General features: G+C 58.0%; 18 protein-coding genes and 3 tRNA genes. 9 read left to right on the forward strand and 12 right to left on the reverse strand.

The features are described 5' to 3' along the window. Positions 1-26: 26 nt before the first annotated feature. From MHY24_RS04505 to MHY24_RS04535, 7 genes are read right to left on the reverse strand one after another with little or no spacing between them, the layout of a single operon-like run. Entirely contained in the window at positions 27-1,508 is a 1,482-nt protein-coding gene (locus tag MHY24_RS04505) for a choice-of-anchor M domain-containing protein (RefSeq protein WP_239228502.1), read from the reverse strand. After that, on the reverse strand, positions 1,505-2,413 hold the full coding sequence (locus tag MHY24_RS04510) for an anchored repeat-type ABC transporter permease subunit (RefSeq protein ID WP_005323315.1): 909 nt from the start codon (positions 2,411-2,413) through the stop codon (positions 1,505-1,507). The genes MHY24_RS04505 and MHY24_RS04510 overlap by 4 nt, the downstream gene beginning before the upstream one ends. After that, positions 2,410-3,138 (reverse strand): anchored repeat-type ABC transporter ATP-binding subunit, encoded by a 729-nt coding sequence (locus MHY24_RS04515; protein WP_239228503.1) that lies wholly within the window; start codon positions 3,136-3,138, stop codon positions 2,410-2,412. Before MHY24_RS04515 ends, MHY24_RS04510 begins: the two co-directional genes overlap by 4 nt. Beyond that, a complete protein-coding gene (locus tag MHY24_RS04520; protein WP_239228504.1) occupies positions 3,131-4,009 on the reverse strand; it encodes a choice-of-anchor M domain-containing protein in 879 nt (292 codons plus the stop codon). The genes MHY24_RS04515 and MHY24_RS04520 overlap by 8 nt, the downstream gene beginning before the upstream one ends. Next, on the reverse strand, positions 4,002-5,513 hold the full coding sequence (locus tag MHY24_RS04525; protein ID WP_239228505.1) for an anchored repeat ABC transporter, substrate-binding protein: 1,512 nt from the start codon (positions 5,511-5,513) through the stop codon (positions 4,002-4,004). Before MHY24_RS04525 ends, MHY24_RS04520 begins: the two co-directional genes overlap by 8 nt. Beyond that, the gene (locus tag MHY24_RS04530) at positions 5,513-7,114 is read right to left on the reverse strand and encodes a choice-of-anchor M domain-containing protein (protein WP_239228507.1); all 1,602 of its coding nucleotides are present in this window, start codon (positions 7,112-7,114) and stop codon (positions 5,513-5,515) included. Before MHY24_RS04530 ends, MHY24_RS04525 begins: the two co-directional genes overlap by 1 nt. A 36-nt stretch (positions 7,115-7,150) precedes the next feature. Further along, positions 7,151-9,580: a choice-of-anchor M domain-containing protein gene (locus MHY24_RS04535; protein WP_239228508.1), complete on the reverse strand. Its 2,430-nt coding sequence runs from the start codon at positions 9,578-9,580 to the stop codon at positions 7,151-7,153. 233 nt (positions 9,581-9,813) lie between these two features. On the opposite strand from MHY24_RS04535, the gene gltX reads away from it, so the two are divergent. The 4 genes from gltX (at position 9,814) to MHY24_RS04555 (ending at position 12,458) form a co-directional block, all read left to right on the forward strand. Then, positions 9,814-11,307, forward strand: coding sequence for a glutamate--tRNA ligase (gltX, locus tag MHY24_RS04540; protein ID WP_239228509.1), 1,494 nt, complete (start codon positions 9,814-9,816; stop codon positions 11,305-11,307). A 239-nt stretch (positions 11,308-11,546) separates the two neighbouring features. Beyond that, positions 11,547-11,618: transfer RNA gene (locus tag MHY24_RS04545), tRNA-Gln, on the forward strand. Between the two features lie 39 nt (positions 11,619-11,657). Further along, a tRNA-Glu gene (locus MHY24_RS04550) sits at positions 11,658-11,730 on the forward strand. Positions 11,731-12,382: 652 nt separating this feature from the next. Then, positions 12,383-12,458, forward strand: a tRNA-Glu gene (locus tag MHY24_RS04555). A 421-nt stretch (positions 12,459-12,879) separates the two neighbouring features. Here MHY24_RS04555 and MHY24_RS04560 read toward each other — a convergent pair. The 4 genes from MHY24_RS04560 to MHY24_RS04575 all read right to left on the reverse strand — a co-directional run bounded on the left by MHY24_RS04560 (position 12,880) and on the right by MHY24_RS04575 (position 19,101). After that, entirely contained in the window at positions 12,880-15,087 is a 2,208-nt protein-coding gene (locus tag MHY24_RS04560; protein WP_239228510.1) for a YhgE/Pip domain-containing protein, read from the reverse strand. Positions 15,088-15,090: 3 nt separating this feature from the next. After that, positions 15,091-17,742, reverse strand: coding sequence for a YhgE/Pip domain-containing protein (locus tag MHY24_RS04565; RefSeq protein WP_239228511.1), 2,652 nt, complete (start codon positions 17,740-17,742; stop codon positions 15,091-15,093). Between the two features lie 214 nt (positions 17,743-17,956). Further along, positions 17,957-18,250, reverse strand: coding sequence for a hypothetical protein (locus tag MHY24_RS04570; RefSeq protein ID WP_239228512.1), 294 nt, complete (start codon positions 18,248-18,250; stop codon positions 17,957-17,959). Between the two features lie 167 nt (positions 18,251-18,417). Continuing rightward, positions 18,418-19,101: an IclR family transcriptional regulator gene (locus MHY24_RS04575; protein WP_239228513.1), complete on the reverse strand. Its 684-nt coding sequence runs from the start codon at positions 19,099-19,101 to the stop codon at positions 18,418-18,420. 52 nt (positions 19,102-19,153) lie between these two features. Here MHY24_RS04575 and leuC point away from each other — a divergent pair, with 52 nt between their 5' ends. The 3 genes from leuC (at position 19,154) to MHY24_RS04590 (ending at position 22,315) form a co-directional block, all read left to right on the forward strand. After that, positions 19,154-20,575 (forward strand): 3-isopropylmalate dehydratase large subunit, encoded by a 1,422-nt coding sequence (gene leuC / locus MHY24_RS04580; protein WP_239228514.1) that lies wholly within the window; start codon positions 19,154-19,156, stop codon positions 20,573-20,575. Positions 20,576-20,596: 21 nt separating this feature from the next. Beyond that, entirely contained in the window at positions 20,597-21,187 is a 591-nt protein-coding gene (leuD, locus tag MHY24_RS04585; RefSeq protein ID WP_239228516.1) for a 3-isopropylmalate dehydratase small subunit, read from the forward strand. 201 nt (positions 21,188-21,388) lie between these two features. Next, positions 21,389-22,315, forward strand: coding sequence for a hypothetical protein (locus MHY24_RS04590; protein ID WP_239228518.1), 927 nt, complete (start codon positions 21,389-21,391; stop codon positions 22,313-22,315). Positions 22,316-22,417: 102 nt separating this feature from the next. Here MHY24_RS04590 and MHY24_RS04595 read toward each other — a convergent pair whose 3' ends face one another. Beyond that, positions 22,418-23,416, reverse strand: a complete 999-nt coding sequence (locus tag MHY24_RS04595; protein WP_200435224.1) for a bifunctional NUDIX hydrolase/histidine phosphatase family protein — start codon at positions 23,414-23,416, stop codon at positions 22,418-22,420. 161 nt (positions 23,417-23,577) lie between these two features. On the opposite strand from MHY24_RS04595, the gene MHY24_RS04600 reads away from it, so the two are divergent. Further along, the gene (locus MHY24_RS04600) at positions 23,578-24,576 is read left to right on the forward strand and encodes an NAD(P)H-dependent glycerol-3-phosphate dehydrogenase (protein WP_239228519.1); all 999 of its coding nucleotides are present in this window, start codon (positions 23,578-23,580) and stop codon (positions 24,574-24,576) included. Between the two features lie 22 nt (positions 24,577-24,598). Further along, entirely contained in the window at positions 24,599-25,660 is a 1,062-nt protein-coding gene (locus MHY24_RS04605; RefSeq protein ID WP_239228520.1) for a D-alanine--D-alanine ligase family protein, read from the forward strand. The last annotated feature ends 11 nt before the right edge of the window (positions 25,661-25,671 follow it).

The following is a 25,671-nucleotide window of genomic DNA, read 5'->3' on the forward strand; positions in this document are numbered from 1 at the left end:
ATCGTTGGCTGCTCAAGAGCACTGTGCTAGTAGACGCGCGGCAGGTGGGTCGTAGCATCATCGGCAGGCTGCTGGGTTGGGGCCTTCTTCTTGCGGAAGAACTGGACATAGACCAACAGGCCGATGCCGAGCACCAGCGCGAATGCGCCTAGTCCCGCTAGAAGGCCCGCCCAGAAGCTGCTTTTTGCCAGGGTAGCGGTATACGCGGCGGCGTTAGTCAGTACATTCTCAGAGTCGCTGCCTTCCGCAGCGCCGGCATCCGGAACCTGCTGTGCACTAGCGGAGCCCGCAGCCTTGCCCTTAGTACGCTTAGTAGACTTTGCGTCCCGGGAGCCGGTGGACTTTTTGGCTGTCGAGTGGGAAGAACCGCTGGTGGAAGCAGAACGGTGCGAGCTCGTGCCAGTGGCCGTGCTCTTTCCGGTTTTCGCAGTAGAGGCAGAATCATTCACACGGCTAGCAGAGTGGTGGGTGGTAGCCCCAGAACCAGAACCGGACTTTCGCGTAGTACCAGAGGTTTGAGCTGAGCCCGTGGAGGGCGTGCCATGTGGAGCTCCATCCTTCCCAGCGTCTTGTGCCTTGGTGCGGGTGGCCTGCTTGCGCTTGCCTGCTTTATCCTTGCCAGATTCTTTTTCGCCCTGTTGCGGATTACCGCCTTCCAGGAATTTCTGACCCTCCTGCAGGGTCTTGTCGAGCTCTTTGTCCAAGCCAGCGATGGCTTTGTCTACGTCTTTGACGTCTTTTTCCAGTTGCTTGGGGCGGCTATTTGAGTCGCCACCGTTGCCGGTAGCAGCGTCAGCATCGGTATAGTCCACGCCGCACAGGTCTGTCGCCGTGGCCTGCTCGCCGACGAGGAAACCGGCATGGAGGTGGTGTCGGGAGCCGTCGGGAAGCTCAAAGGTAAAGCTCACCGCATAGGTACCCGGCTCGGTAAAGACAAAGGCCGGGTGGGAATGGGAGTTGCCGGGGTAGTCCCAGGCGGAGCCATCGGCAGTATCCATAAGTACCTTGGGGCCACCAAGCTCCATCTGATAGGCCACGATACGGCCATCCTCGGGGCCCTGCGCGATAGCCATGCTCAAAGTAGCGGTGTCTCCGGTGGCGAGGAGATCTTGAGATAGCTCTTGGGTATTAAAACCCAGCCACGGGGCGTTGGGATCTTGCGTTTGCGGCAGTACCCAGCCTTCATCGGGCAGGGAACTATCGCTGAGCTCGGAAAGCGGCTGCTTGAGGTCATCAGATACCTCAATGGCAAAGGACTCAGAGTCATGCTCGATGTCCTTATCATCATCTTTGACCTTGAAGCTGAGATCGCCGGAATCGCCGCTGAGCGCCATATCCTGGTGGCCCTTGGTGATGAGGTCGAAGTCGCTGGCAGAGCAAGAATCGGTGGATTCTTCTGCATATGCGGTGGCGGGCGCGAAGAGTTCTACTCCCGCTCCCGGAAGGGCGCCGAGGCTTATCAGTCCCGCGGTGCCGAGGGCCACCGCAGTGCGGCAGACAGGTTTCATGAGGAGACGGATTCCTTTCGTGGGGTGGGGTGTGGGGCGTCGGAAAGCGAGGCACCTGCGTGCTTGCGGGCGCCGAGCAGTGGATGGATGGCCCATACAACCAAGAAAATGGCGGTGAGGGTGAGCACGATGGTGGCGCCGGCCGGCAGGTCAATGGCCCACGCCAGGTAGATGCCGAGGAAGCTCGACAGCGCACCGATGAGGGCAGAAAGGCACATCATGGTCTTTAGATTTGTGCTTAGCAGGCGTGCCGTTGCGGCCGGAGTGATGAGCAGCGCGAGGACCAAGATATTGCCGATGGTGCTCACGGAAATGACCACTGCGGCCGTGACGCACAGGTACAAAATGATGTCCAGCACAAAGACAGGCAAGCCCATTGCGCGGGCGGTTTCCCGGTCCAAGCACGTGGCGTTGAGCTGGGGGCCAAAGGCAATAACGATGGCGACAACTACGGCGCACACGCAGCCCGCGACGATAATATCGGTGCGGGAAACGCCGGTGAGTGAGCCGAAGAGGAAGCTTGTCAGCGAGGCACTATAACCATCGGTGCGCGAGATTATCACCATGCCCAAAGCGAAGGCCGCGGCGAAGAAGATACCGATGATGGAATCCGCGCGCACGTGGCGACGCTGCGAAAAGGCGGCGATGAGCAAGGCCACAACCGCACCGGCGACTGCGCCACCCACGAGCACCGAGGTTTGCAGGGCGAAGGCAATGGCTAGGCCCGGGAATACGGCGTGGGAGACGGCATCGCCAATAAAGGCCATGCCGCGCAGCACGACATAGCAGCCGATGACGCCGCATACGATGGCCGCAAGCAAGGAGATGCCTACCGCGCGGGCGAGAAAGTCAAGGTGGGGATTGACCAGGTCGCGCAGGAAATCGAGGAAGGAAATTTCTATCATGCGGTGACTCCAATGGCAGAAAGCAAAGGGGAACCGGCACGCACGCCAAAGGTTTTTGTCCACGGATCCGTCTGGTGAAGAAGGGTCGACGCAGAATCATCGGCTACCACGGTGCCGTTAAAGAGAATGAGGCGGTGGCAAGAATGTGCGGCTTCAGAAAGGTTATGAGTGGACATAATGATGGATGTTCCGCGGTGGGAAAGCTCTTCAAAAAGCTCGAGGAGCGATTCGGTATTGGGCGCATCTAGTCCGGTAAAGGGCTCATCGAGCAGCAGCACGTGTGGTTGTGTGGCGAGGGCCCGGGCGATGAGCACGCGCTGGCGTTGACCACCGGAGAGTTCTTCGATGGGGCGGGTGGAAAAATCCTCCATGTTTACCAGGCGAAGAGCTTCTGCCGCCGCGGCGTGGTCCGCGGCACGCGGCCGCTTGAACCAGCCGATGATGCCGGTGCGCCCGCTGAGTACGGTGCGGTAGACATTGATGGGAAAGCCCCATTCCACCTCGTGCCGCTGGGGCACGTAGCCTACGATTCCCCCGATCTCTCGGGTACCGGAGGATGGGATGAGCCCTAAAATGGCACGCATAAGCGTGGTCTTGCCCGCGCCATTGGGCCCGAGAAGCCCAATGAATTCGCCCGATCGGACCTCTAGGTTCGCACCGGTGATTACGCGCCGGTGGGATAGCGATACTTCCAGGTCGGCTACGGAAATGAGCGGTTTAGCCACGGCTATCGCCCCGCTTAGCTGAACGCAGGGCGAGCCCCAGGGCCAGCAGTAGTACTACGACGCCAACGCCGGCGAGGACAAAGACCCAGGTGGGAATAGACGAGCCCGCGGTCTGGGCATCGTCTGGATTCCAGGTAGTGTCTTGGGCCGCTTGGACGTCGGCATCATCGCCCACGGCGAAGGTGAGTACGCCATCAGTGCTGAAATCGGCGCCGTCCTTGGTCTTGCCCTTCACCCTGATCCCCACCTGGTGAGTACCTGGCTCCGTAAACGTCCAGTTGGCGTGGGTGTGGGTATTGAGGTCTACCCAGAAGTCCTCATCGCTCTTCTGCGCGGTGGACCACAAGAGCTGTGGCGCTTCAAAGCCGCCGTTTTGTAAGAAGAGGGAGAAATCGCCTGGTCCGGAATGGCCGAGGAATTCCATGGTGACGCCGCGGTCGGCGGCGTCGACAAGGGAGGGCGCCTGGGTATTCCAGCCCAGCCAGGGAACGCCGACTTGCTCGGTTTGGGGAACCACCCAGACCTTATCGCCGGACTCAGCGCCAACGAAGCCAAAGTCATCCGTATCGGGAAGGGTTTGCTGTGCCTTATCGCCCACGGAAAACACGAGGTCGTCCAAGTGACGCCAGACTGGCTTATCGCCGGCATCATCGCGGGCCATAAGCTCAGACTCCGTGCCATCAAGCAGGGCACCAACGTCTACGTGACCGGTATCGATGACCTTTTCTTCGCCCTGCGGGGCAACGTGTTCATCGGCACCGACCACCTGGGCCAGGTCGCCCGCCCAAGCAGGGCTGGTAGAAAGTGCCAGACCTGCAGTAAGGACGCAGGCGGCGGTGCGGGTGGCAGTACGAGTAGCGAAATTAAGCATTTTTATCTCCATGGGTGGGGTCGGGGTTCAGGCAACGCTGCAGGGAATCAGCGTTAAATTTCATTAGGTCGATGTAGGAGCTGACGGTGTCATCGAACGTGTCGCCGTAGATGGGGCACAGCTCCACGCCTTGCTCCGCGGCAGCCTGCTTCAGGGTCTCGGCGCTTGCCTGCTGCACGGGTTCTACAAATACGGCTGGCAGATGGAGGTTCTCCAGCGTGCGGCGCAAGGAAATGACTTCGCGTGGGGAAGGCTCGATGGCCGGATTGGGAGTGACGAAGCCGGCCACCGACATGTCATATCCTTGCTCCAGATAGGCGTAGCCGTGGTGGGTGGTCACGAGGTGCCGGTTTTCTTTAGGGATAGAAGAAATGGCGCGGTCAACATAGGTATCCGTATTTCGCAGGCGCTGGGTGTAGGCCTCCGCCCGTTGGCGGTAGGACGCCCCGTGGGAAGGATCTGCCTGCGCCATTTCCTCGGCGATGACATCGACGTAGGCGATGGCATTGTCCACGTTGTGCCACAGGTGCGGGTCCACCTCGCCGTGGATGTGTTTTCCCAGCACCGCCTGCGGCAAGAGGTAGGTATCCGACCCCGGCCTGCCCAGGAAGCGGTAGGCCGGATCCGGCGGTATGGGCTGCAGTACCGAAGAGGGGATTGACACCACGGTGGTGGCAGGGTCGAAGCGCTTGTCCTGATCGCGCAGGTCAATGCGGTGCTTGGCTAGGTCACCTGCAATATCCAGGTGCCCGGAATCTATTACTTGCATGCCTTTAGATGGGTTTACTCCCACGGCCACAGTGAGGTGTTGGACGTCGGTGCCCTCTGCTTGGAACCCGAGGTGGTAGATCCCCGGCTGGGAAAATCCCCAAGAGACGTGCGTGTGGGCGTTGGCCGGCAGGGTCACTGAGTCTTCTTTTTCATCGATGCCATCGGCCGAGTCAAAAAGGACCTCCGGGGTGCCGAAGGTAGAGACCACATAGGCCGCGACGTTACCTGGCCCATCGGCAGAGACCATGCGGAAGTCCACTCCGGAAGAACGCTGCTGTGCGCCGCTGATGCGCAGACCCAGCCAAATTGCCTCGAGCGAGACATCTTCTACCAGCGGCACGAGAGTGGCACCGCGGGTGGAGGCAGCATCGGCGACTTCCACCACAGGGGCATCGGTGGATTCGTGCAGCGTATCGATGAGAGACTGCGGCTCCAGCAAGTAGCCATTGCTCAGCGCCAAATCGGCATTGGCAACATCGCGTACCGTGCGCAGCGTTGGCTCAAAAGTATGCGGGTCTTTTCCGCTGGGGATAAGGCTTTGTACGCGGGCATCTTCTCCCGCAATGTTGCGCGTGAGATCCGCGAGGATCGGGGTGGTGGCCACCACGGTGAATTTCTCTCCGTTTCCGGCATCCAACGCGGCCGAGGGGGCACAACCTGTGGCTAGCAGGCAGGAGGCCAGCAGCGCGCCTATGGTCCGAATCCTGCGGCTATGGGAAAGCGCACGCGCCATTAGTCTGCTGCCTTAGCTACAGCTAGGCGGGCAATGCCTAGGCCGAGGAAGAGCATGCCCAAGCCCAGTGCTCCGATGCCAAAGGGAACAATAGGAGTCCCCGTATTGGCTAAAGAACCGCCCTTGCTAGGGGCCTGCGCGGCCTGGCCAGTGTTTGATCCGGTGCTTGCGGTAGAGCCACCAGCGCTTGCCGACGCCCCACCTGCCGCAGCGCCATGCCCGCAGTCGCCGCCCTCCGGATTTACCGCAGCGCCCAAGTCGAAGTGACCGTTGTCAAAGGCTTCAGCCGGCTTGTCGCCGCCGACCACGAAGTGAAGTGTCGCTTCACCGACAACTTGCTTGCCCTCACCAGTCTTGGCCACCTGGCGGATGGTGACGTCATAGGTGCCCTGCGCACCAAAGACCCAGTTGGGGTGCACGTGCGTATTGGGGGCAATCGAATAGGTGCCCTCCGCCGCATCTGCATTGCCGCGGAACCACTCATCGCCCACAATCTTTCCCAGTCCGCCCTGGGAGTAGACCATCATCGGGCCAGGGCCCTTGAAGCCTGCTAACTCCCAGGTGACATCGCCAGGGATATTCTCGCGCATGGTCGGACTTTGGGTATTAGCACCGAGCCACGGCACGCCATCGACCTGGGTAGAACCAATCATCCACGCCTGACCAGCTGGCACTGGGCCTACCTCTTGGGGCAGATCGACGCTGGATTTATCGGAGAGATAAAAGGTAGCGCCATCAGCATCGCGCCACTGGGAGGGGGAGACCGTATCGTCCTTGATCTGCGGCGTCATGCCCGGGGTGCACTCTTCGTCCCCGGAGGCGCCGGACTTATCGGCAGCTGCAGCCCCGCCCTTGTCTGCTGATCGTTGGGTGCTAGAAGCTTCTTGGTCATTGCTAACCTCGCCCGTGTCAGCCGATCGATTCGCTGTGGACGCATCGCCGCCGTCGCCCACTTCCCAGGTGTAGGTCACAGCATTGCTGGTTTCGCCGTTGGAATGGGCGCGCACCGTCATGGTGTAGGTGCCGGCTTCGCTAAAGGCCCAGTTGACGTGCCGGTGGGCTGGATTGGGTTGGTTGATGACCTCGCCGCTGGTCAGCTCCATTGAACCGGAATCAGTAACCGTCTGTATGTCACCGAAACCGCTGGTCTCAAAGACATATACCGAACCCGGGCCGGAAACTTCGGCGAATTCTAGGTCAACGTTGTCAAAGCCGCCATCGCGTGCAGGTTGGGTATCCCAGCCCGGCCAAATGATGCGCTGGTCTTGCGATTGTGGCAGGAAGTAGGTGGGCTGGCCTATCTCCGGCACGGCCTCGGTGGCATCCGACCAGGCATCCTCGACAACCTTGAGCACCACATCATCACCAGAGCGTGGAACGCCCGATCCAGTGATGTCTTCCTTCATCGACAGATGTAGCTGACCATCTGGGGCCGTGACATAGAAGGCGTCTACGTGGCCAGAGTCGAAGACCTCATCAAAGGCAAGTGCCGCGGCGGGGGAGAAGAAGGCCAGTGCTGTGGCAAAGACGGCGGCGAATACGTGAATGAATCGGCGCCGCAGCGGGACGCGCCGAGGGGCAAAGGAGGGTGAATGATGCATTGTGGTTTCCCGTCTAGTTGGTGGGGTAGAAGAGGCTTAGAAGTTGAGGCCGAAGCGTTTGCGGATGAGGTCCTCGTTATCGCGGAAGAAGTTATAAAAGGCCTTGAAAACCACCACGAGAACCGCTGGGAGGACCAGACTCCACGGGCTAAACGAGGACCCTGTGGGCTCTTCTGGCCTACCGGGGTGAGCTGGCTTGTCCGGCGTATCTGGGGCGGATGGTTGGGTGGAAGGCTCCTGGGAAGGCTTATCCGTTGGACTTTCGCTGGGCTCTCCGCTCCCGGCCGTGCCCGGCGCGCGGAAGGAACAGGAATCCAAAGTCTCATCGCCCACGGCAAAGGTGAGGGTTTGGGGCGCGGACTTTAGTTCCTTGCCGTCTGTGCCCGTGGCCGTATAGGTGGCCTCAAAGGTGTACAAGCCAGGCTTGGAAAAGGCCCAGTGCGTATGGGTATGGGCCGGAAAGTTGGTTTCAATGGTGTAGTCTTTAGCCGCCGAATTGGCGAGGACCGAAAAGCCCTTGCCATGGGTGCCATCGATGAATGCGCCCCACTCGGGACCGTCCGGCGTGGAGGTGGGCTTCAAGTTGAGGTTGACGGCATTGTCCTTGGTTAAGGAATAGTTCAGATCCTGGGTGTTATAGCCTGGCCAAATGATGTTTTGGTCCTGGGTTTGCGGCAGGTGATAGAAGCGCTCACCAGGCTTTCCTAGGAAGTCGAACTCCTTGCCCGCGAGCTTCTTATTGCGCGGGGTAAGAGCATTATCGTGTACACCGAGTACAACGTCATCGAGTTTGCGGTCAACAGATTTCTTGTCTACCTGCGCCGTGTCATCGCGCAGAACCGTTGCAAAGCCTCCCTCGACAGGCTGGGCCTTGATATCTACATGCCCACGGTCTAATAGGTACTTGTCGCTGCACTGTGCGTTGCCGGTTTGCGGTTTTTCGGGGCCTGGCTGCGGCGCTGAAGACGGAGTATCTTGCTCGCCGGGAGTAGTCTCCGGTTCGTCAGTGGAAGTAGAAAATTTCCCATTGACTTCATAATTTTCGCCGAAAGCAAAGGACTCGGTGATTACGCTGCTGGCATGTCCGGCCTTCAGAGTGGAATGGGGGAAGAGGTTAACCTTGGCAAAATAGCCCTTGAAGTACTCGCCCTCATCAAAGGAGACCTCGCCGTGGCCATTAGTAATAGGGGTTTCCAGATCCACGGTGGGGTATTTCGCCCCTTTGGTGTCATAGAGCCCGCCGGTGAGTAGGCCGTTGAAGTTTTTATCCTCAGTATCCACCACGATCTTGGTGCCACCATTGCCCTGCTTGCGCATGCGGATGGTGTAGCCGAGCTCCTTTAGCTCGGTTTCCTCGGTGGGGGCAAGCTGGCGCGGCTGGGAGGTTTCCTGCCACGTATCAGCGCCGGTAGAAGAATCGGTGTGGCTGGATTTGCCGGGTTGGAAATCAAGGGGCTTGGATATCCAGCGTGGGGCATCGCCCTCTGGGGTGAAGACGGCCTGTACCTGGGACGGGTCGGGGCCCATATATTCATCCCACTGAGCATGCCCGTCCTTAACGGGGAGGTCGGTGAGGAAGTAGCCGTCGATAAGCAGCGTGAGGGTGCCTTGTGCCTTGTTCTTGGCGTCGAAGGAAATGGTGGTGAGCTTGTCGTCACCGTCTTTTTCGGGATTGGACTTGGGGGCCATGCTCAGGCTGTAGCCTGCAGCAGCGGCGTTGCCGGCCGCAGACTGGGCGAAGCGCTCCTTGAGGCTCGGCGTTTTCTCCTCTTTGGGCTTTTGCCCACCAACTTGGATGGTGGTGGTCTGCGGTTCATTGGCGATGAGCTGGCCGTCCTTGCCGCGCGCACTGGTGCGGTAGGTCAGGCGGTAACGGCCGGGCTTGGTAAACAGCGTGGAGTTGTGAGTGTGCGTGCCGGCAACGAGATAGGCCGAATGTGGTGAATCAGGGAAGGAGCCGAGCATACGGTGCAGCTGGGTTCCGTCCTCATCATCTTTATTGGTGAAAAGCTCGACCTCGCCGGGGCCATCAACGCTTAGTAAATCTAGGAAAGTTACGCCATCCCGAAATTTGTCCGTGGGCAGGGAAGCATCTGCGCCAAAGCCCAGCCAAATGGGCGAAGTATTACCGGATACCTGGTGCGGTGCTGTGTAGTAAGTCGTGCCAGGGGCCCCAATGTAGTCTTGGGTCCCGTTTGCCGGAAGCGTATAGAGATACTGGTTGCTGTTATCCGTAGCGCTGTAGCCCTTGCCCACCCAAGCAACAGTGTCTGCGATCGGGGGCTCTTGACCGCCAAACTCGGACTTTAGGACGAAATCGTTGTTCTCCCAGAAAGACTTGGGGGAGTCAACGTGGGTATTGGTAGCGATGTGCTTGCCATCATCGGGGCCTGCGACAGCCGTGGCGGGAGTGATAAGCGCCAAAGTGCTCAGCGTGGCAAGGAAACGGGTGCGTGGGGAAGCCACAGTTGGGAAGGCCTTTCTACAGTTCTCACAAGTTCACCAGAAACTATAGAAAATGATTCCCATAACCTGTTAGACGTAATGAAAGTCAGTTTCATTGACCTGTGGTTTTGTAGTGAAACCTGTTTCCAGTTACCCCAATTTGCGTGTAGGAATAGACTGCAAATTGCTGCGCGCCGGGCAGGTTTTAGGGCCGCTTTGGGCTGGTGCGGACTGGGATTGCGACCTCCACTACGATGGTTGGCATGACTGAAGTACGCGTTAGATTCTGTCCATCCCCAACCGGCACACCGCACGTAGGCATGGTGCGCACCGCACTATTCAACTGGGCCTATGCCCGCCATACCGGTGGCAAGCTGGTATTTCGCATCGAGGACACTGATGCCGCCCGTGACTCCGAAGAGTCCTACCAAGCCATCATTGATTCCCTGACCTGGCTTGGGCTGGGCTGGGATGAAGGCATCAATGTTGGCGGCCCGCACGAGCCTTACCGTCAGTCCCAGCGCATGGACATCTACAAGGAAGTTTTGGACAAGCTCATCGAAGGTGGCTTTGTCTACCCGGCATATTCCACTGCCCAAGAGGTAGAGGAGCGCCACAAGGCGGCCGGCCGTGACCCGAAGCTGGGCTATGACAACTTTGACCGCGATCTCACCCAGGAGCAGATCGATGCTTTTGAGGCCGAAGGTCGCAAGCCTGTCTGGCGCCTGCGCATGCCGGAGCAGGATTGGACCTGGACTGACCTGGTGCGCGGGGAGATGACCTTCAAATCTGAAACCCAGCCAGATTATGTGGTTGCTCGTTCCAATGGTGCGCCCCTCTACACCCTGGTTAACCCGGTTGATGACGCCCTGATGCGTATCACCCACGTGCTGCGTGGTGAGGACCTGCTTTCTTCTACTCCGCGTCAGCTCGCGCTTTACGACGCCCTCAAGAAGATCGGCGTTGCCGAGTTCACCCCAGAGTTTGGTCACCTACCCTTCGTGATGGGCGAGGGCAATAAGAAGCTGTCTAAGCGCGACCCGCAGTCCAACCTGTTTAATCACCGCGATAACGGCATTATCCCTGAGGGCATGCTCAACTACCTGTCCCTGTTGGGCTGGTCCCTGTCTGCGGACCAGGACATCTTCAGCATGGATGACTTGGTAGAAAACTTCGACGTCCACGATGTGCTGGGTAACCCGGCCCGTTTTGACCAGAAGAAGCTCGAGGCTATCAACGCGGACCACATTCGCCAGCTGGACCCGGAAGAGTTTGCCTTCCGTCTGCGCAATTACTTGACCGAGTACACGGACTTCCCGGCCGACTATGACGGCGAGAAGTTCGCTTTCGCTGCAGATCTTGTGCAGACCCGTATCAAGACCCTGTCTGATGCCTATGGGCTCATGAGCTTCTTGGTCACCCCGGATGCCGAGCTAAAGCTCGATGAAAAGGCGGCGAAGAAGAACCTCAAGGAAGAGGCCATTCAGCCGCTCGAGGTGGGCATCGAGACTCTCGAAGGCATTGCGGAGTGGAAGACCGAGAATATCGAGGCGGCACTATCCAAAGCGCTTATTGAAGACCTTGAGCTGAAGCCCCGTAAGGCTTACGGCGCACTGCGCGTAGCTATTTCCGGCGCCCAGGTTTCCCCACCGCTCTTTGAGTCCATGGAGCTGTTGGGCAAGGAGTCCACCCTGACCCGCCTTCGTGCGGCCCGTGAAGTGACTCCTTATGTGCCGGCGGCCCAGTAGGAGGAGCGCCTCCCGTAAGGCGGCGATAGATATCTAATCCCGCCCTTCGATGCGGCGAATGACAGCTGAACTACAGCGCTGTCATTTGCCGCATATTTATTAACCATTTTACTGGCCTGAAAATGGCGTGTGCGCTGGCGATTTGGCAGTTTACGCGTTGATCATTATAGTTATTACACGTTGCAGCGAGCAAGGGAGCACAGCCGGAAGGCAGTAAGTTCCCAACGCAAGTTAGCAAATGGCCTATGGTGTAATTGGCAACACAGCGGTTTCTGGTACCGCCATTCTAGGTTCGAGTCCTGGTAGGCCAGCAGTGAAAATGCTTTAAACGGCAGGCTCACTAGTTCTATGCCCCGTTCGTCTAGCGGCCTAGGACGCCGGCCTCTCACGCCGGTAACACGGGTTCAAATCCCGTACGGGGTACAAAGACCTCCAGCCTAAAGGCTGGAGGGTTTTTCATATCGGGGGCAATGTCTTTTTTAGCGTCAGTCTGGGGTGTGACCACGACGCAAGTAAAACTGGTTATAACCTACCCCAGACCATTGGACTCGTTCGCGCAGTCAGCAGCCTGCTGCCAATGAGACCAGGGTTAAGACCGCCGCGAAGTTATGCAAAACCCTTCCTGTCCTGCACGTGCAGGCATAGACTGCAAGTACAGCAGAAAACAGACAGAAAGGAGAGCGGGTGACAGAAAGCGAAACGCACCACAGCCAAGGCGCACAGCCCGAAAGCACAGCCAGGTAGTAACGCTATAATCCACAACTTCCTTCCCACCAACGTTTGTATGAAGTATAGGAGCCTGCAGCATATGCACTTCGACGCACAGCGCCATCCCGAGTACTACTAGCACAGCGTTCTCGGCCACGGACTATCCACAGATTGCTTGCGGAATAACCACTGATTCGATCCGCACCTCGGCCACGAAGAACCCTCACTGCAGTACCGGACTCGGGAATTTTTGCGTTTTCCTTCGCCTGCCCTCAAAACCGTCCTTGACCGCGCGATTTGTGCTGAATTAACCCATCGTTTACTCTTAACAAGTCCGCAACGCACAGCGTGCGATTGCTGCGAACGCGCCCCGTTCGTCTAGCGGCCTAGGACGCCGGCCTCTCACGCCGGTAACACGGGTTCAAATCCCGTACGGGGTACCAACGGAAAGCTGCGAGCCACATGGCTCGCAGCTTTTTCTTTACCTAAGACCCGTGCGGTCTAGCGGCATGTAGGACAGGCCTCGATGTCCAAGGGCTAACCGTCCTGCTCACGGGACGGTATGGGCGCTGAGATAAAGCGGGACGTAGACTCCCGTAGCGGTCCTTTAGTAGGGACTCAGGTGGGCTGTAAGTGGGTACGTGCCCGATAGCTGCGTTCGAGGGAATCCCTTAAGAAGAAGCTAGACCTAGCGATAAAGGGTATCTGAGTCCTTCTTAGCGGATGCGTATGTGGCTTTCTCAGCCCCTTCTAGGTCTTTCGGGCACTAGCGTGGGACCCGACCATGAAAAAGCCCACCAAGCCGTGAAAAGGGCTTGGTGGGCGGTGTAGGAAGGGCGGAAAGGGAGACGTCGGCAAGCGCTGCTACGCCATTACCTTCGTCTTCTTAATCGCTTTCTGCATGCGCTTGTGATAGGCATCCATGGCGCGGCGGAGAACGAGGCCGACGATGAGTGCAGGGATGGTAAATAGCAGTAGCATGCCCAGCTCGCGCCAACTATCGCCGTGGTAGATACCAGCAATGGCGCTGCGGAAGGCATCGATGGCGTAGGTGGCTGGTAGCCAGGGGCTCACGTTCTGGAACCATTCAGGCAGCAAAGGCAGCGGGTATGCGCCGCCGGAGCCGGAGACTTGTATCACGAGCAACAACACCGCTAAGGCCTTGCCGGCACTATCGAGCGTGATGACAAGTGCATAGATGATCAACATAAACACCAGCGAGACTATCCATGCGGCAAACATGAGCATGAATGGGTGAGCAGGCTCGATCTGGACGAAGAAGATGAGGCTGAGAACCACCAAGGTGGCCTGCGCGAGGCCGACCAGGCCGAGTGTGGCAAAGCGGCCGAAGAAAGCTTGACCACGGGTGAATTCGCTCTCGTCGTACTTCCCGTTCTCGTCCTTGCGCAAGTATTTACGCTCGGCGTTGGTACGCACCAGCACGCATGCCAGAAGGGCGCCTACCCATAGCGACAAGGTGAGGTAGAACGGCGTCATACCCACGCCAAAGGCAGCGACAGGGTAGACCGGCTGGCGGTCTACAGCCACGGGAGCGGCGATGCGAGAGGCAAGCAGTTCTGGATCGTTGCCGACGATATCCGCCAGCTTGGCCAAATCGCCGCCACGGCGCACCTCGTCGATCTTGCGGCCCATGTCCGCGAAACGGCCGCTTTGCTCCCGCAGGGTGCCGGCAAGGCCGGCAGTGGTATCGCGGGCGCGCGCCAGGCTTTGCTTTGGCGACTCGTCATTCTCGGAAACCGAGGAGCGAATGCCTGCGATGTCCTGCTTGACAGCATCAATATCGTCCGCGACAACCGAGACGCTCTGGTTGAGCTGATCTAGCTGCGGTTTGAGGTTCTCGTTATAGGAATGGCGTGCCTTTTCAGCAGCCTGCTTGGCATTGGCGATGGCATCCTTGGTGCGCTGCCGGGAGTCTTGGGACGTGCCACGGCCTTGCTCAAGGTCATCGGCGGTAGATACGAGCGAGTCATGCAGAGCGTTGCTCTGGGCAATGGAGGCATCAATCTGGCCCATCATCGCCTTATATCCACCCGCGACCGCGGCAGGTAGGGCTACTTTATCGGCTTGGTCCTTGATGGAAGTGCGAACTCCCTCAAAGGCCTGAGTTTGCTCATCCACCCGTTCAGCAGCGGTGCGGTAGGTCTGCGCCGTTTGTGCGCTGGTGTTGCTTGCATTATTGAGCAACTCATCGACCTGGGCAGAGAGTGCATCGTAGCTTTGCGTTGTAGCCGCCAAGGAAGCGTCGAGCGAACCAGCCGAGTCATTGAGGGTAGAGCGCAGAACGTCGATGGGGTTTTCGCCTTGGTCATTGTTGGTCTTCGTAGCCTGGCGTCCAGCCTCGGCGAGAATATTGTCCGCAGCCTGCGTAAGAGGCAGGGTGGAGTCGACCAGATTGCTTAGCGCACCTACGGTGCCAGCCGCAGCATCAAGGCGAGTGCTGACGTTATTGACGCGATTGTGCAGGTTATTGAGTGCAGTCTGGGTATCGTCCTCATTGAGGTATTTATCAAAATTCGAGACGACGCCAAGGCCGACATTGGCTACCACACGGGTGAAGGACTCGTCGATTTTCTGGATGACGCCGTCCGCACTCTTTTGCGTGATGGTGGTAGACAGCGCATTCTTCTTCTCATTTGTATAGAGGTTGAGCTTGCTTGGTTCGGTTCCTTCTACATAGAACGTGAGAAGGTCCGTGCTGAAGTCTTTGGGAAGGACAATGCCGGCATAGTATTCGCCGGACTTTGTTCCTTCGACTGCATCGGCGCTATCAGTAATGACCCAATCGATATCGTCATTGCGGCTGAGCTGCGAGAGCACCTTATCGCCCAGATTAAGCTTCATGGAGGCTAGGTCGCTTTCGTGGCCTTCATCCTCGCTAGCCACAGCAATCTTGAGCTGGTTGGTATTAGCAAAAGGATCCCAGCTAGCCAGCACGTTGAAGGAAGTGAAAAGCAACGGGATGATGGCAAGGCCAAAAATGGTGAGCGCGGTCATTACATTGGTGCGAATGGCGTGGAGGTCATCGCGGAGGATGGTCAGAATGTTTTTCATGACTTACTCGCCTCCCTTTCCGGAGGCATCACCATCAACGGCGGGCATTTCCTTGGTCTCGCTGGTATTAGAAGGTGTGGAATCTTCGTCTAAGTCCTCTAGGAGGTAGCGGTTTGGGTGTTCCTGTCGGTGCTCGAGGTGCTCCTGGATTTCCTCATCGCTGAGATCCACCAGGCGGTTATCGTGCGCGATGCTCTGCTTGACGTACTCAAGGGAGCAGATAACCCCCACCGCAATGAGCGTGACCAGGCAGGCCAGGCCGAAGATGATGGCCTTTTCTTCAGGGTTAATGCGTGAGTAGATGCCCAAAGCTACGACTAACGCTAGGCCTACCGCGACGGTAATCTTCATCAGCTGGGAGTAATTCCTGCGCGCCATGCTCCATTTATCCTCCAAGCTTTGTTGATACGCCTCGCGGTCATTCAAGGCATGGAGGAGGTCGGTAAAGCGGTACCGGCTGCCGACCAGATGGACCTGCTCATTGATAACCAAACCGCCCTTATGCAGTTCGTCGTTGACCAGCATATTGACGTTGGACAGGCCGCGGCGCAGCACAGTACCGATGAGGTAAGCGAGCGCGGCCATGCCGATGAGCGCGGCAAGGTCGCGTGCATAGCGGTTGCCGTAGAAACCACCAACGGTCTCGCGCATGGCACCGATGCCATAGGTAAAGGGCAGGAATGGGTGTACGGCGCGGAAGAAGTCCGGCGTCATTTCAATGGGGTAGGTGCCGGATGCGCCCGGAATCTGGATGAAGGCGCAGACCACCGCGATGCCACGGCCTACGTGTCCAAACGTAGAAACCAAGCTATAGATAATGCTCAGATAGCACAGGCCTACGATGACTGCGGTAACGACGTAGGCCAATGCATTGGCATGTTCAACTCCAATGGCCAGGTTGCCGATGGACACGATGAGTGCCTGTGCGATGGCAAAGAAGGAAAGCAAAAGGAAGCGGGCAAGGTAAGCCTTGGTAATGGTGAGGTTCTTGCGGCCCTGCGGGTCTACCTCAGCGCGGAAGATGATGAGCAGCATGAACGCGCCAATCCACAGCGTGAGGTTGATAAAGAGCGAGGACATGCCGGAACCGTAGTGCTTTACAGGGAATACGGCGTGGCTTTCCATCTCTGCAGGGGAGGCAAGGAAGGAAGACACCTCATCGGTGTTCAGCCCCTTGACAGACTGCAGGATGGAATTGTTATTGGCGGTATTGCTCAGCGCAATCACATCGCTGCGGGAGGCGCGAAGCCCCTCCTCAATACCGTCGAGGTCCACAGAAAAGCGCTCAACTACTTGCTGGGCTTGGCTTAGCTGCTCGTCGACGCCGCCCAAGAGCCCATCGGTTTGCCCTACCAGTGCCTGCTGGCTTTCGAGTGAGGCGGAAAGCTTGCCGGCGGTAGCGGTGACGTCGGAAAGCGCAGCATTGAGCTTGGGTAGGCCTTCGGCCACATTATCGCGCAGCGCGTGGGAATCATCGCGCGTTTGGGCGGCCATCTTTTCCAACATGCCTGTGGTCTTATTGAGCGAATCGATGGTGTCGTTCGTATCGCCGTTGAGAGTATCTAAGTCACCGAGAACGGCCTTATTCTGGTCATTGCGTTCGCGGAGGTCTCCTACCTGATCCTTAATCTGTTGGGAAACCTGTGGGGGCAGGGCCGGTGAAGACGCAAGCTTTTCAAGCTGATCGATAGCCCGGTCAGCTTCACCGACGATTCCTGCCGCGCCCGCAGAGGCGGCACCGACGCGATTGAGTGCGCCGCGTAGTTTGCCAGAGACCGAGCCTACGGTGGCATTGGCGGAGGCGGTTCCATCTGCCATCGCGGTCGTGCCTTCTACATAGGCGGCGGTGGCATCATCGGAGAAAGAAGTAACTTCCCGCTGGACCTCCGCAGTAATGGAGTTAAGTTGATCCAGGGCGGTCTGGGCATCATCGATGGTCTTTTGCACCGTGCCCAAAGACTTACGGGCTTGCGCGATAGTTGGGCGCGCTTTCTCGATGGTGGAATGCACGTCAGCAAGCTGGCTGCGGGAGTTAGCTACCGTATCTGCAGTATCTGAAAAAGAATCCGCGGTCTTGTTTGCAGTACTGTTAATCTTCTGGCTCAAATCGCCACCGGAGTTCTTTAGCTCAGTGGCCACCGAATCCGCTACCTGCTCTTTAAAGGTAGAGCTAATGGTGGTGTCTAGGGTCGAAGCGCCAGTATCAGTAATCTTCGGTGCAATGGCGTTCAGCTTTTCATTGACGTGATATTCCAGCGTGGGCTGAGAATAGGTACCTTTAAAAAGGCTAACGAAATCGGCTGAGAAGTCCTCGGGGACGATCACCGAGGCGAAGACGTCACCCTTCTTAACGGCGTCTTCGGCTTCCTGGCGGTCCATGAACTGCCAGCCCAGCTTGTCATTGTCATGAAGCTTGTCAATCATCTGCCCGCCGACGTCTAAGTGGCCGGTCATCTCCGAGGATGCGCCTTTGTCCTCATTAACTACGGCGACTTTGAGGTGTTCTGTGTTTCCGTATGGGTCCCAGAAACCGGAGATGTTTACCCAGGAATACAGGGCTGGGGTGATCATCAAACCAATGAGGATCACCCAGACCTGCGGGGTCCGCCACAAGCGGACAAAATCTTGGAGAAAAATCTTCCAACTAGTAATCACTCGAAGAACCGTAGCACGCAACCGGAAAGAACTAATGGTCTGACTGTCAGTTTTAACAGAAATGAGAGAGCGCGTCCTGTCGAGCTTGCAGATATGTTTCTGGTGTGAATTTCAGGGCGTTCTAAAGCGAAAGAACAGACATAGAAAAGGCCGCCGTGACCCATAACGTCAGGGGCCAGGGCGGCGCGATAAGGGGCTAAGCCCCGACAGGCGATTAGTGCTCGTCGTAGTGATCGCCGTGTGCGGCGTGGCGGTGGCCATCGTGCAGATAGTCCACGTGGTCGCCGTGCGGGATCGCTACGTGGCCGCAGCCTTCACCATGGGTGTGGTCGGCGTGCGTCTCGGCTTCAACGTGCTCGGTGGTCTCGCACCCATCCCAGTGGCCATCATGCTCACGGTGAATGTGGCCCTCGTGGAGATAGTCGGTGTGGTCACCGTGCGGGAAGGAAACGTGGCCGCAATCGGCGCCATGGGTGTGGGTATGGTCTTCGTGGGTGTTGTGGGTCATGATGCCTGTTCCTCTCTTGTTGGGGACGTTCCCCGTTGTTTTCAGTGTGTTTTCATTTGAGTTTCAATAGGCGTGGGTGCGATTCTCTAATTTTCTGGTTTGGGAAATAAAAGGGCCCGCCTCCTTGGGGTTAGGTGGCGGCGGGCATCGTAAAGCTGGGGAGGGCCCTAGAGGAGATTGCTCAATTCGCGTGCGGCGGAAGTGAGAATGTCGGCATATTTCTGGGCCGGGGAAGGTCGGAAGCGCTCGGCAGATCCGGAAATCGACAACACTGCGAGGAAGGTTCCGGAACTATCGAAAACCGGCGCTGAGATGGACGCTAAGCCGGCTTCGCGTTCCTCAATAGATTCGGAATAGCCTTGGTTTCGGGCCGCCTCAATGTCTTCTTGGGTAAACGAGGCATCTTCGGTATTGATGTCTACATATGCGGCAATGATGCGTGCGGCAGAGCCGGAGCTAAGTGGCAGCTGGCGCCCGACTGGTACGACGTTGTGGAGGCCGGATTCCGGCTCCCTGGTGGCAATGCAGGTGCGGGTATTTCCGGTGACCTCATAGAGCTGGATGGATTCTCCGGTGCGTTCGCGCAGTTTCTCCATGATTGGCCCGGCTGCCTCGAGGAGGTGATCGCGGTTGCCGGGAAGGGCCGGGCCGGCCTTCCACTTTCCATCGGGGGTGCGAACGAGGATGCGGTGCGCTTCGAGTGCGGTGGCCAATCGGTGTGCTGTCGCCCGAGGTAGCCCCGTGGTTTCGCATAATTCATTGAGGGTGGAGGGGTGGTAGGCGGCGGCCATCATTATGGCCATTGCTCGATCCAACACCTTAATTCCGGAAACTGCGCTATACTCTCCCATACAATGAAATCTACGTCCCAACTTATGAGATTTCAAGTGTGGAGAGATGTTTATGAACCAGAAGCTGACATTGGCAGAAAAAGTGTGGCGCGATCACGTCGTCCAACACGGCGATGCTGGGGCACCAGACCTCATATTTATTGACTTTCAGCTACTACATGAAGTTACCAGTCCGCAGGCATTTGATGGCTTGCGGCTGGCCGGCCGCACGTTGCGTCACCCTGAGCTGCACTTGGCCACCGAGGACCATAACGTTCCCACGCAAGGCATCAAGTCCGGCAACCTCTTGGAAATCAAGGATGAGGTTTCACGCACCCAGGTATCGACCCTGCGCAAAAATTGCGAGGAATTTGGAGTGCGCTTGCACTCTATGGGTGATGCCCAGCAGGGCATTGTGCACACAGTTGGCCCGCAGCTGGGGATCACCCAGCCGGGTATGACAATCGTGTGTGGCGACTCGCATACCTCCACGCACGGCGCCTTTGGTTCTATCGCCATGGGCATTGGCACCTCTGAGGTAGAACACGTCATGGCTACGCAGACGCTTTCTTTAAAGCCATTCAAAACCATGGCTATTGAGGTGACTGGCGAGCTGCAAGAGGGGGTATCCGCCAAGGATCTCATCTTGGCCATTATCGCGAAAATCGGTACCGGTGGCGGGCAGGGCCACATCATTGAATATCGCGGTGAGGCCATCCGCAAGATGTCTATGGAAGCGCGCATGACCATCTGCAATATGTCTATTGAGGCAGGAGCCCGCGCTGGCATGGTCGCTCCCGATGAGACGACCTTCGAGTATGTCAAGGGCCGCGAGTTTGCTCCCACAGGAGCAGACTGGGATGCTGCAGTTGAGTATTGGAAGACCCTTCCCACGGACGAAGGGGCAGAATTCGATACTGTCGTGGAAATTGATGGCTCCTCGCTGACCCCATTTGTTACGTGGGGAACCAATCCTGGACAGGGCCTTCCGTTAGGGGAGATGGTCCCAGATCCGGAAGATTGTGGTGACGATAATGAAAAGGCCACTGTGGAAAAGGCTTTGCAGTATATGGACCTGCAGCCAGGTACTCCGCTGCGCGATATCAAGATCGATACCATCTTCGTCGGTTCCTGTACCAATGCCCGCATCGAAGACCTGCGTGCCGCGGCCGACGTGGTCAAGGGGCGCACCATCGCTGCCGATACGCGGATGCTGGTCGTGCCGTCCTCCGCCGTGGTCAAAGCCCAAGCGGAGGAGGAAGGCCTCGACGAAGTCTTCCGACAGTTCGGTGCGGAGTGGCGTACCGCCGGTTGCTCGATGTGCTTGGGGATGAATCCAGACCAATTGGCGCCGGGCGAGCGCTCCGCCTCCACCTCCAACCGCAATTTCGAGGGCCGTCAAGGTCCTGGTGGGCGCACACACCTAGTGTCACCCCAGGTGGCTGCCGCTACAGCCGTGACCGGATACCTGTCTAGTCCTGCTGACTTGAATTGAGCGCTAAGAAAGGCATTGACAATGGAGAAGTTTATTACCTATACGGGAACGGGCGTGCCCCTGCGCGCTTCCAATGTGGATACCGATCAAATCATCCCCGCGCGTTACTTGAAGTCGGTTAAGCGTACAGGCTTTTCTGAAGGGTTGTTTTCTAATTGGCGCTCCGATGACAGCTTCGTGCTCAACCAAGCGCAATTTAAAGATGGGTCGGTGCTTTTTGCAGGCAGTGATTTTGGCACCGGTTCCTCCCGTGAGCACGCTGTGTGGGCACTGAGTGAATACGGCTTCCGCGCGGTATTTTCTTCCCGCTTTGCAGATATTTTCCGCGGCAACGCTGGAAAGTCTGGACTGCTTACTGGATTGATGGAGCAAGAAGACATCGAGCTCATCTGGAAGCAGTTGGAAGCCGGGGAAACCCAGGTCACCGTGGACCTAGATGCTCGAACGGTCACGGTGGGAGAAAATACTTACCGCTTCGATATTGATGACTACACCCGTTGGCGGTTGATGGAGGGGTTGGATGATATCGGCATTACCCTCCGCAATGAAGATGCAATCGCTGCGTACGAATCGCGCCGCCCCAGCTTCAAGCCCGCTGTTCACGCTCAATAGCAGAAGAATCGATGGCGATCGGCGGGCCAGCAGCGTACCTACAGTCCTAAGAGGCGAAAGGTCTGTAGGGGTGCCGTGCGTTCATACGTGAACCTCAAGCTTTCGCCTTGGGGTAGAGGTGGGGGTACAACTCGGTAACGTATAGGTAACAATTGCTTGCTCCAGTTTCCCGCAACAAAGTATCCCCCTAGCTTTAGATTTATGAGCAATCCCTATTCGAATAATGATTCCTTCAATTCAGGAAACAATGGTGCCGAGCACCCTGGAGCCGGCAATGAGTCTGCATCTTATGGACACGATGCGAATGGTCAGCCTGGCTACGGCCAACAGCACTATGGCCAACAGCACTATGGCCAACAGCAGTTTGGCCAGCAACAGTATGGACAGCAGCAAAACGGCCAGCCCGGATACGCCGGAAGCCCGTATCCGGGAGACGATTCCCTGTTTGGCCAAGATGTAGATGCTATTCAGGTCATCGGCGATAGCTTCCGGTATTTTGGTCGCAATTGGGCACAATGGATTTTTGGCCCACTGATCCAGGGCGTAGTGATGTTTATCCTCTACTTGCTATTGATTGCGGTCCTAGCGGGCAGCGGATCATCCATTGATGCCCTAGCCAACAGTAGCTCGGGGTCTGATGCTGCGCTTACTGGCGGGTTGGTCGCAGTGATGGTTCTTGTCTTTATTGCGATGTTCCTCGTGATGATTTGGGCATATAGCACCTGGTACCAGGCCGCCAATAAGCAGGTGGATACCGGCACGCTGCAGATAACGGACTTCCTCAGCTTAAAGAATATCGCCGGACTCATGGCGGTCTATTTTCTGTCGTTCGTGGTTGTCATTCTGGGCTTTTTCCTCCTGATTATCCCGGGCCTCTTTGCTGCCTTCTTCTTCACGTGGATGCCGGCCGTCAAGGCTGCACGCCCTGAGCTATCCGTGGGCGAAACCTTTGGTGCATCCATCGAGGTGGCAAAGAAGAATGTTGGAGTTACCATCTTGGTGCTCGTGCTCATTGCCGTCCTGTACGCCGTGCTGAGCTTTACTATCGTCGGCATCATTTTGTTCCCGGCGCTGAATACGCTCATTACGGTCCTCTTTGTCCGCCGCACCCTTGGACTGCGCGGCTAGAAAGCTGCGTAGTCGCACAATAGGAGTGCACAGAAGGCCCTGCCGGTCCACCGAATCAGGTGGCAGACAGGGCCTTAGCCGTAAAACGGGAAAGGTGAAAAGCTAGCGCACCGGCAGTGGGCTAGCCAGGTAATCGGCACCGGTGAGCTCGCCATTGTTGAAAGACAAGACCCACACAGAAGCCTTCTTAAACTTCAGCTTGTCCACCGGCTTTTTCAGGAACTTTGGGGCGAGGTCCTCGATGATGCCAGGAATGGTGGCGCCCTGGCTTACGATGACGGGAACGCCGCCTTCGTTGACCACGCGGCGGAAAGCTTTCTTGGCTGCTTCTGGGTCGTTCTCCCAGGCCTCGTCGCCAAAGTTTTTGTTGATGGAAATGTCCTTGCCTAGTTCGTCGGCGAGCGGGGCAGCCGTCTGCTGGCAGCGCTGGGGCAAGGCTGAGTAAATCGCGGTGGGGTGGAAAGCACTCAGCATCGGCACCAGCATCTCTGCTTGGCGGCGGCCCTTCTTATCCAGTGGCCGCAGGTTGTCATCGCCTTGCCAGCTCACCCTCTCATGCGCGCGTGCGTGGCGCACATAGAGCACGCGGGTAGCGGGCGCGATGCGTAGGCGCTTAGCCGCCTTGGCCACTACCGCGGTATCAACGTCGTAGGACAGGAGGTCTTGCGCTTCATCGATGGGCAGCCACCGTAGCTCATCGGTTTCACTATTGGCGGAATAGGTTCCGCCCAGGTACTTGGCCACCCAGTAGTAGACCACCTTAGTGCGGCCTTGGACTGGGTACGTTACCTTGCCGATGAGCTTGCCTAGACGCACGCTAAAGCCGGTCTCCTCCAGGATTTCCCGGGCCGCGGTAGTGGGCAGGGATTCGCCGGGATCGACCTTGCCCTTGGGCAGGGACCAATCATCGTAATGGGGGCGGTGGATGAGCGCGATTTCTGGGTCCTGCGGGGAGCCGCGCCAGATTACGGCGCCGGCGGCAAGGGTAGTGCGGTGGAATTCCTTGGCGGGGTCCACCGGGATTTCCTGGTGGCGGCCGGAAATAAACTCCTCGTGCTGCTGATCCTTGTCGGTTTCGTGCATCTTTTTAATATTGGGCATCGTCTGCCTCCACGGGGCCTTTCCACAGTAATTGGGTTTATAAGAACAACGTCTAAGGGCCCATTGTCCCACGGGTTAGGCGCGTTGTGCATCCTTGCCCCACGGGGGACGGGCATGCTTTAAGGTTGGGGTTATAGATTTGCACGTTTGGAGGAGACACCATGGTTAATGTTGCCGTGATGGGTGCTGGTTCTTGGGGCACTACCTTGGCCAAGGTCTTTGCGGACGCCGGAAATGACGTTCGCCTGTGGGCGCGCCGCGCGGAATTGGCGCAGGCCATCAACGAGACCCACACCAATCCGGACTATTTGCCGGATACCCGCCTGCCGGCCGTGGTGCGGGCCACCCATGATGATGTCGAAGCGCTGGCGCTTGCCGACGTCGTCGTGTTCGGCGTTCCCTCCCAAACCTTGCGCGCCAACGTGGAAAAGTGGGCGCCGCACCTGCCAGAGGACGCGACCCTGGTGTCTATTTCTAAAGGCGTAGAGACTGCCACGCTCAAGCGCATGAGTGAGGTCATTATGGATGCGGCGGGCGTGCCAGCAGACCGCGTGGCGGTACTGTCTGGCCCGAACTTGGCCAAGGAGATCGCTGCCGGCCAAGTGGCCGCCACGGTGATTGCCTGCTCCGATGAAGACCGCGCTCAGCGCGTGCAGGCTGCGGTCGCCGCGCCGTACCTGCGGCCCTACACCAATACCGATGTCATCGGCGCGGAAATCGGTGGCGCCTGCAAGAATGTCATCGCCTTGGCCTGTGGTATCGCCTCCGGCAAGGGGCTGGGCAATAACACCATGGCCACCATCATCACCCGCGGTCTGGCGGAGATTACCCGCCTGGGCGTGGAGCTGGGGGCGGATCCATTTACCTTTTCCGGCCTGGCAGGCATGGGCGACTTGGTGGCAACGTGCACCTCGACATTGTCGCGCAACCGCACCTTTGGCTACCGCCTGGGCCAAGGTGGCACGATTGAAGAGGCCAAGGCAGCCACCAATGGCCAGGTCGCGGAGGGCGTCTACTCCTGTGACTCCATCTATCGCCTAGCCCAGCAGGCCGGGGTAGAGATGCCGATCACCCACGCGGTCTATGGCGTGTGCTACGAGGGCATGGCGGTGGAAGATATGATCATCGCTTTGATGGGTCGGTCCAAGAAGTCGGAGTAGGTCGAGGGTAAAATCTGCGGGCATGACTGAAAAGACCCGCGTGGCCGTTATCTATGGCGGCCGTAGCACCGAGCATTCCGTATCCTGCGTATCCGCTGGCGCGATCATGAACCACCTCGATCCAGAGAAGTTCGAGGTGGTGCCCATCGGTATCACCCGTGAGGGCGCGTGGACGCCCGGCACCACAGAGGGCTTAGAAATTGTCGATGGTGTTATGCCGGAGGTCAGCCCAGGTGCGGAACTGACCCTTTCCCTGGATCCCAATGCCAGGGGACAATTCCACAACGTCACCGACGGCACCCTCTTCGCCGAGGTCGACGTGGTATTTCCCATTCTGCACGGCCCCTTTGGTGAGGACGGTACAGTCCAAGGACTCTTTGAGCTTTCCGGCCTGCCCTATGTAGGCCCAGGGGTCTTGGCGTCCTCGGTGGGCATGGATAAGGAATTTACCAAGAAGGTGCTGGCGGCCGCAGATCTGCCAGTAGCGCCCGAGGTTATCCTCAAAGGCCGCACCGAGCTAAGCGAGGAAGAAAAGCAGCGACTAGGCCTGCCCGTCTTTGTCAAGCCTGCTCGCGGTGGATCCTCCATTGGCGTATCCAAGGTCTCTACTTGGGAGGAATTCCCCGCAGCCGTCGACCTGGCGCTAGAGGATGACGAAAAGATCCTGGTGGAGCCGGAAATCTTTGGCCAAGAGGTAGAAATCGGCGTGCTCCACTATGCCGATGGCACCTTGCTGGCCTCCGTCCCGGCACTGCTCGCCGGTATCGATGATTCCGATGAGGGCTTTTATGGCTTCGACACCAAGTACCTCGACAATGTGGTTACCGCCGAAATCCCGGCGCCGTTCGCACCTGAGCTGACCGAGAAGCTACGCGACATGGCAATCCGCGCCTTCGAGGCCCTCAACTGTGAGGGCCTGTCCCGAGTCGACTTCTTCGTCACCGAGGACTCCGTCTACATCAACGAGATCAATACCCTGCCGGGCTTTACCCCGATCTCCATGTACCCGCAGGTGCTCGCGGCTTCCGGGGTGGAATACCCGGCGCTACTTGAGGCGCTTATCGAGCAGGCCCTAGCCAAGTAGGCCCGAGCGCT

Source organism: Corynebacterium sp. ACRPQ (assembly GCF_022347225.1).
In the GTDB taxonomy this organism is placed as follows: domain Bacteria; phylum Actinomycetota; class Actinomycetes; order Mycobacteriales; family Mycobacteriaceae; genus Corynebacterium; species Corynebacterium tuberculostearicum_D.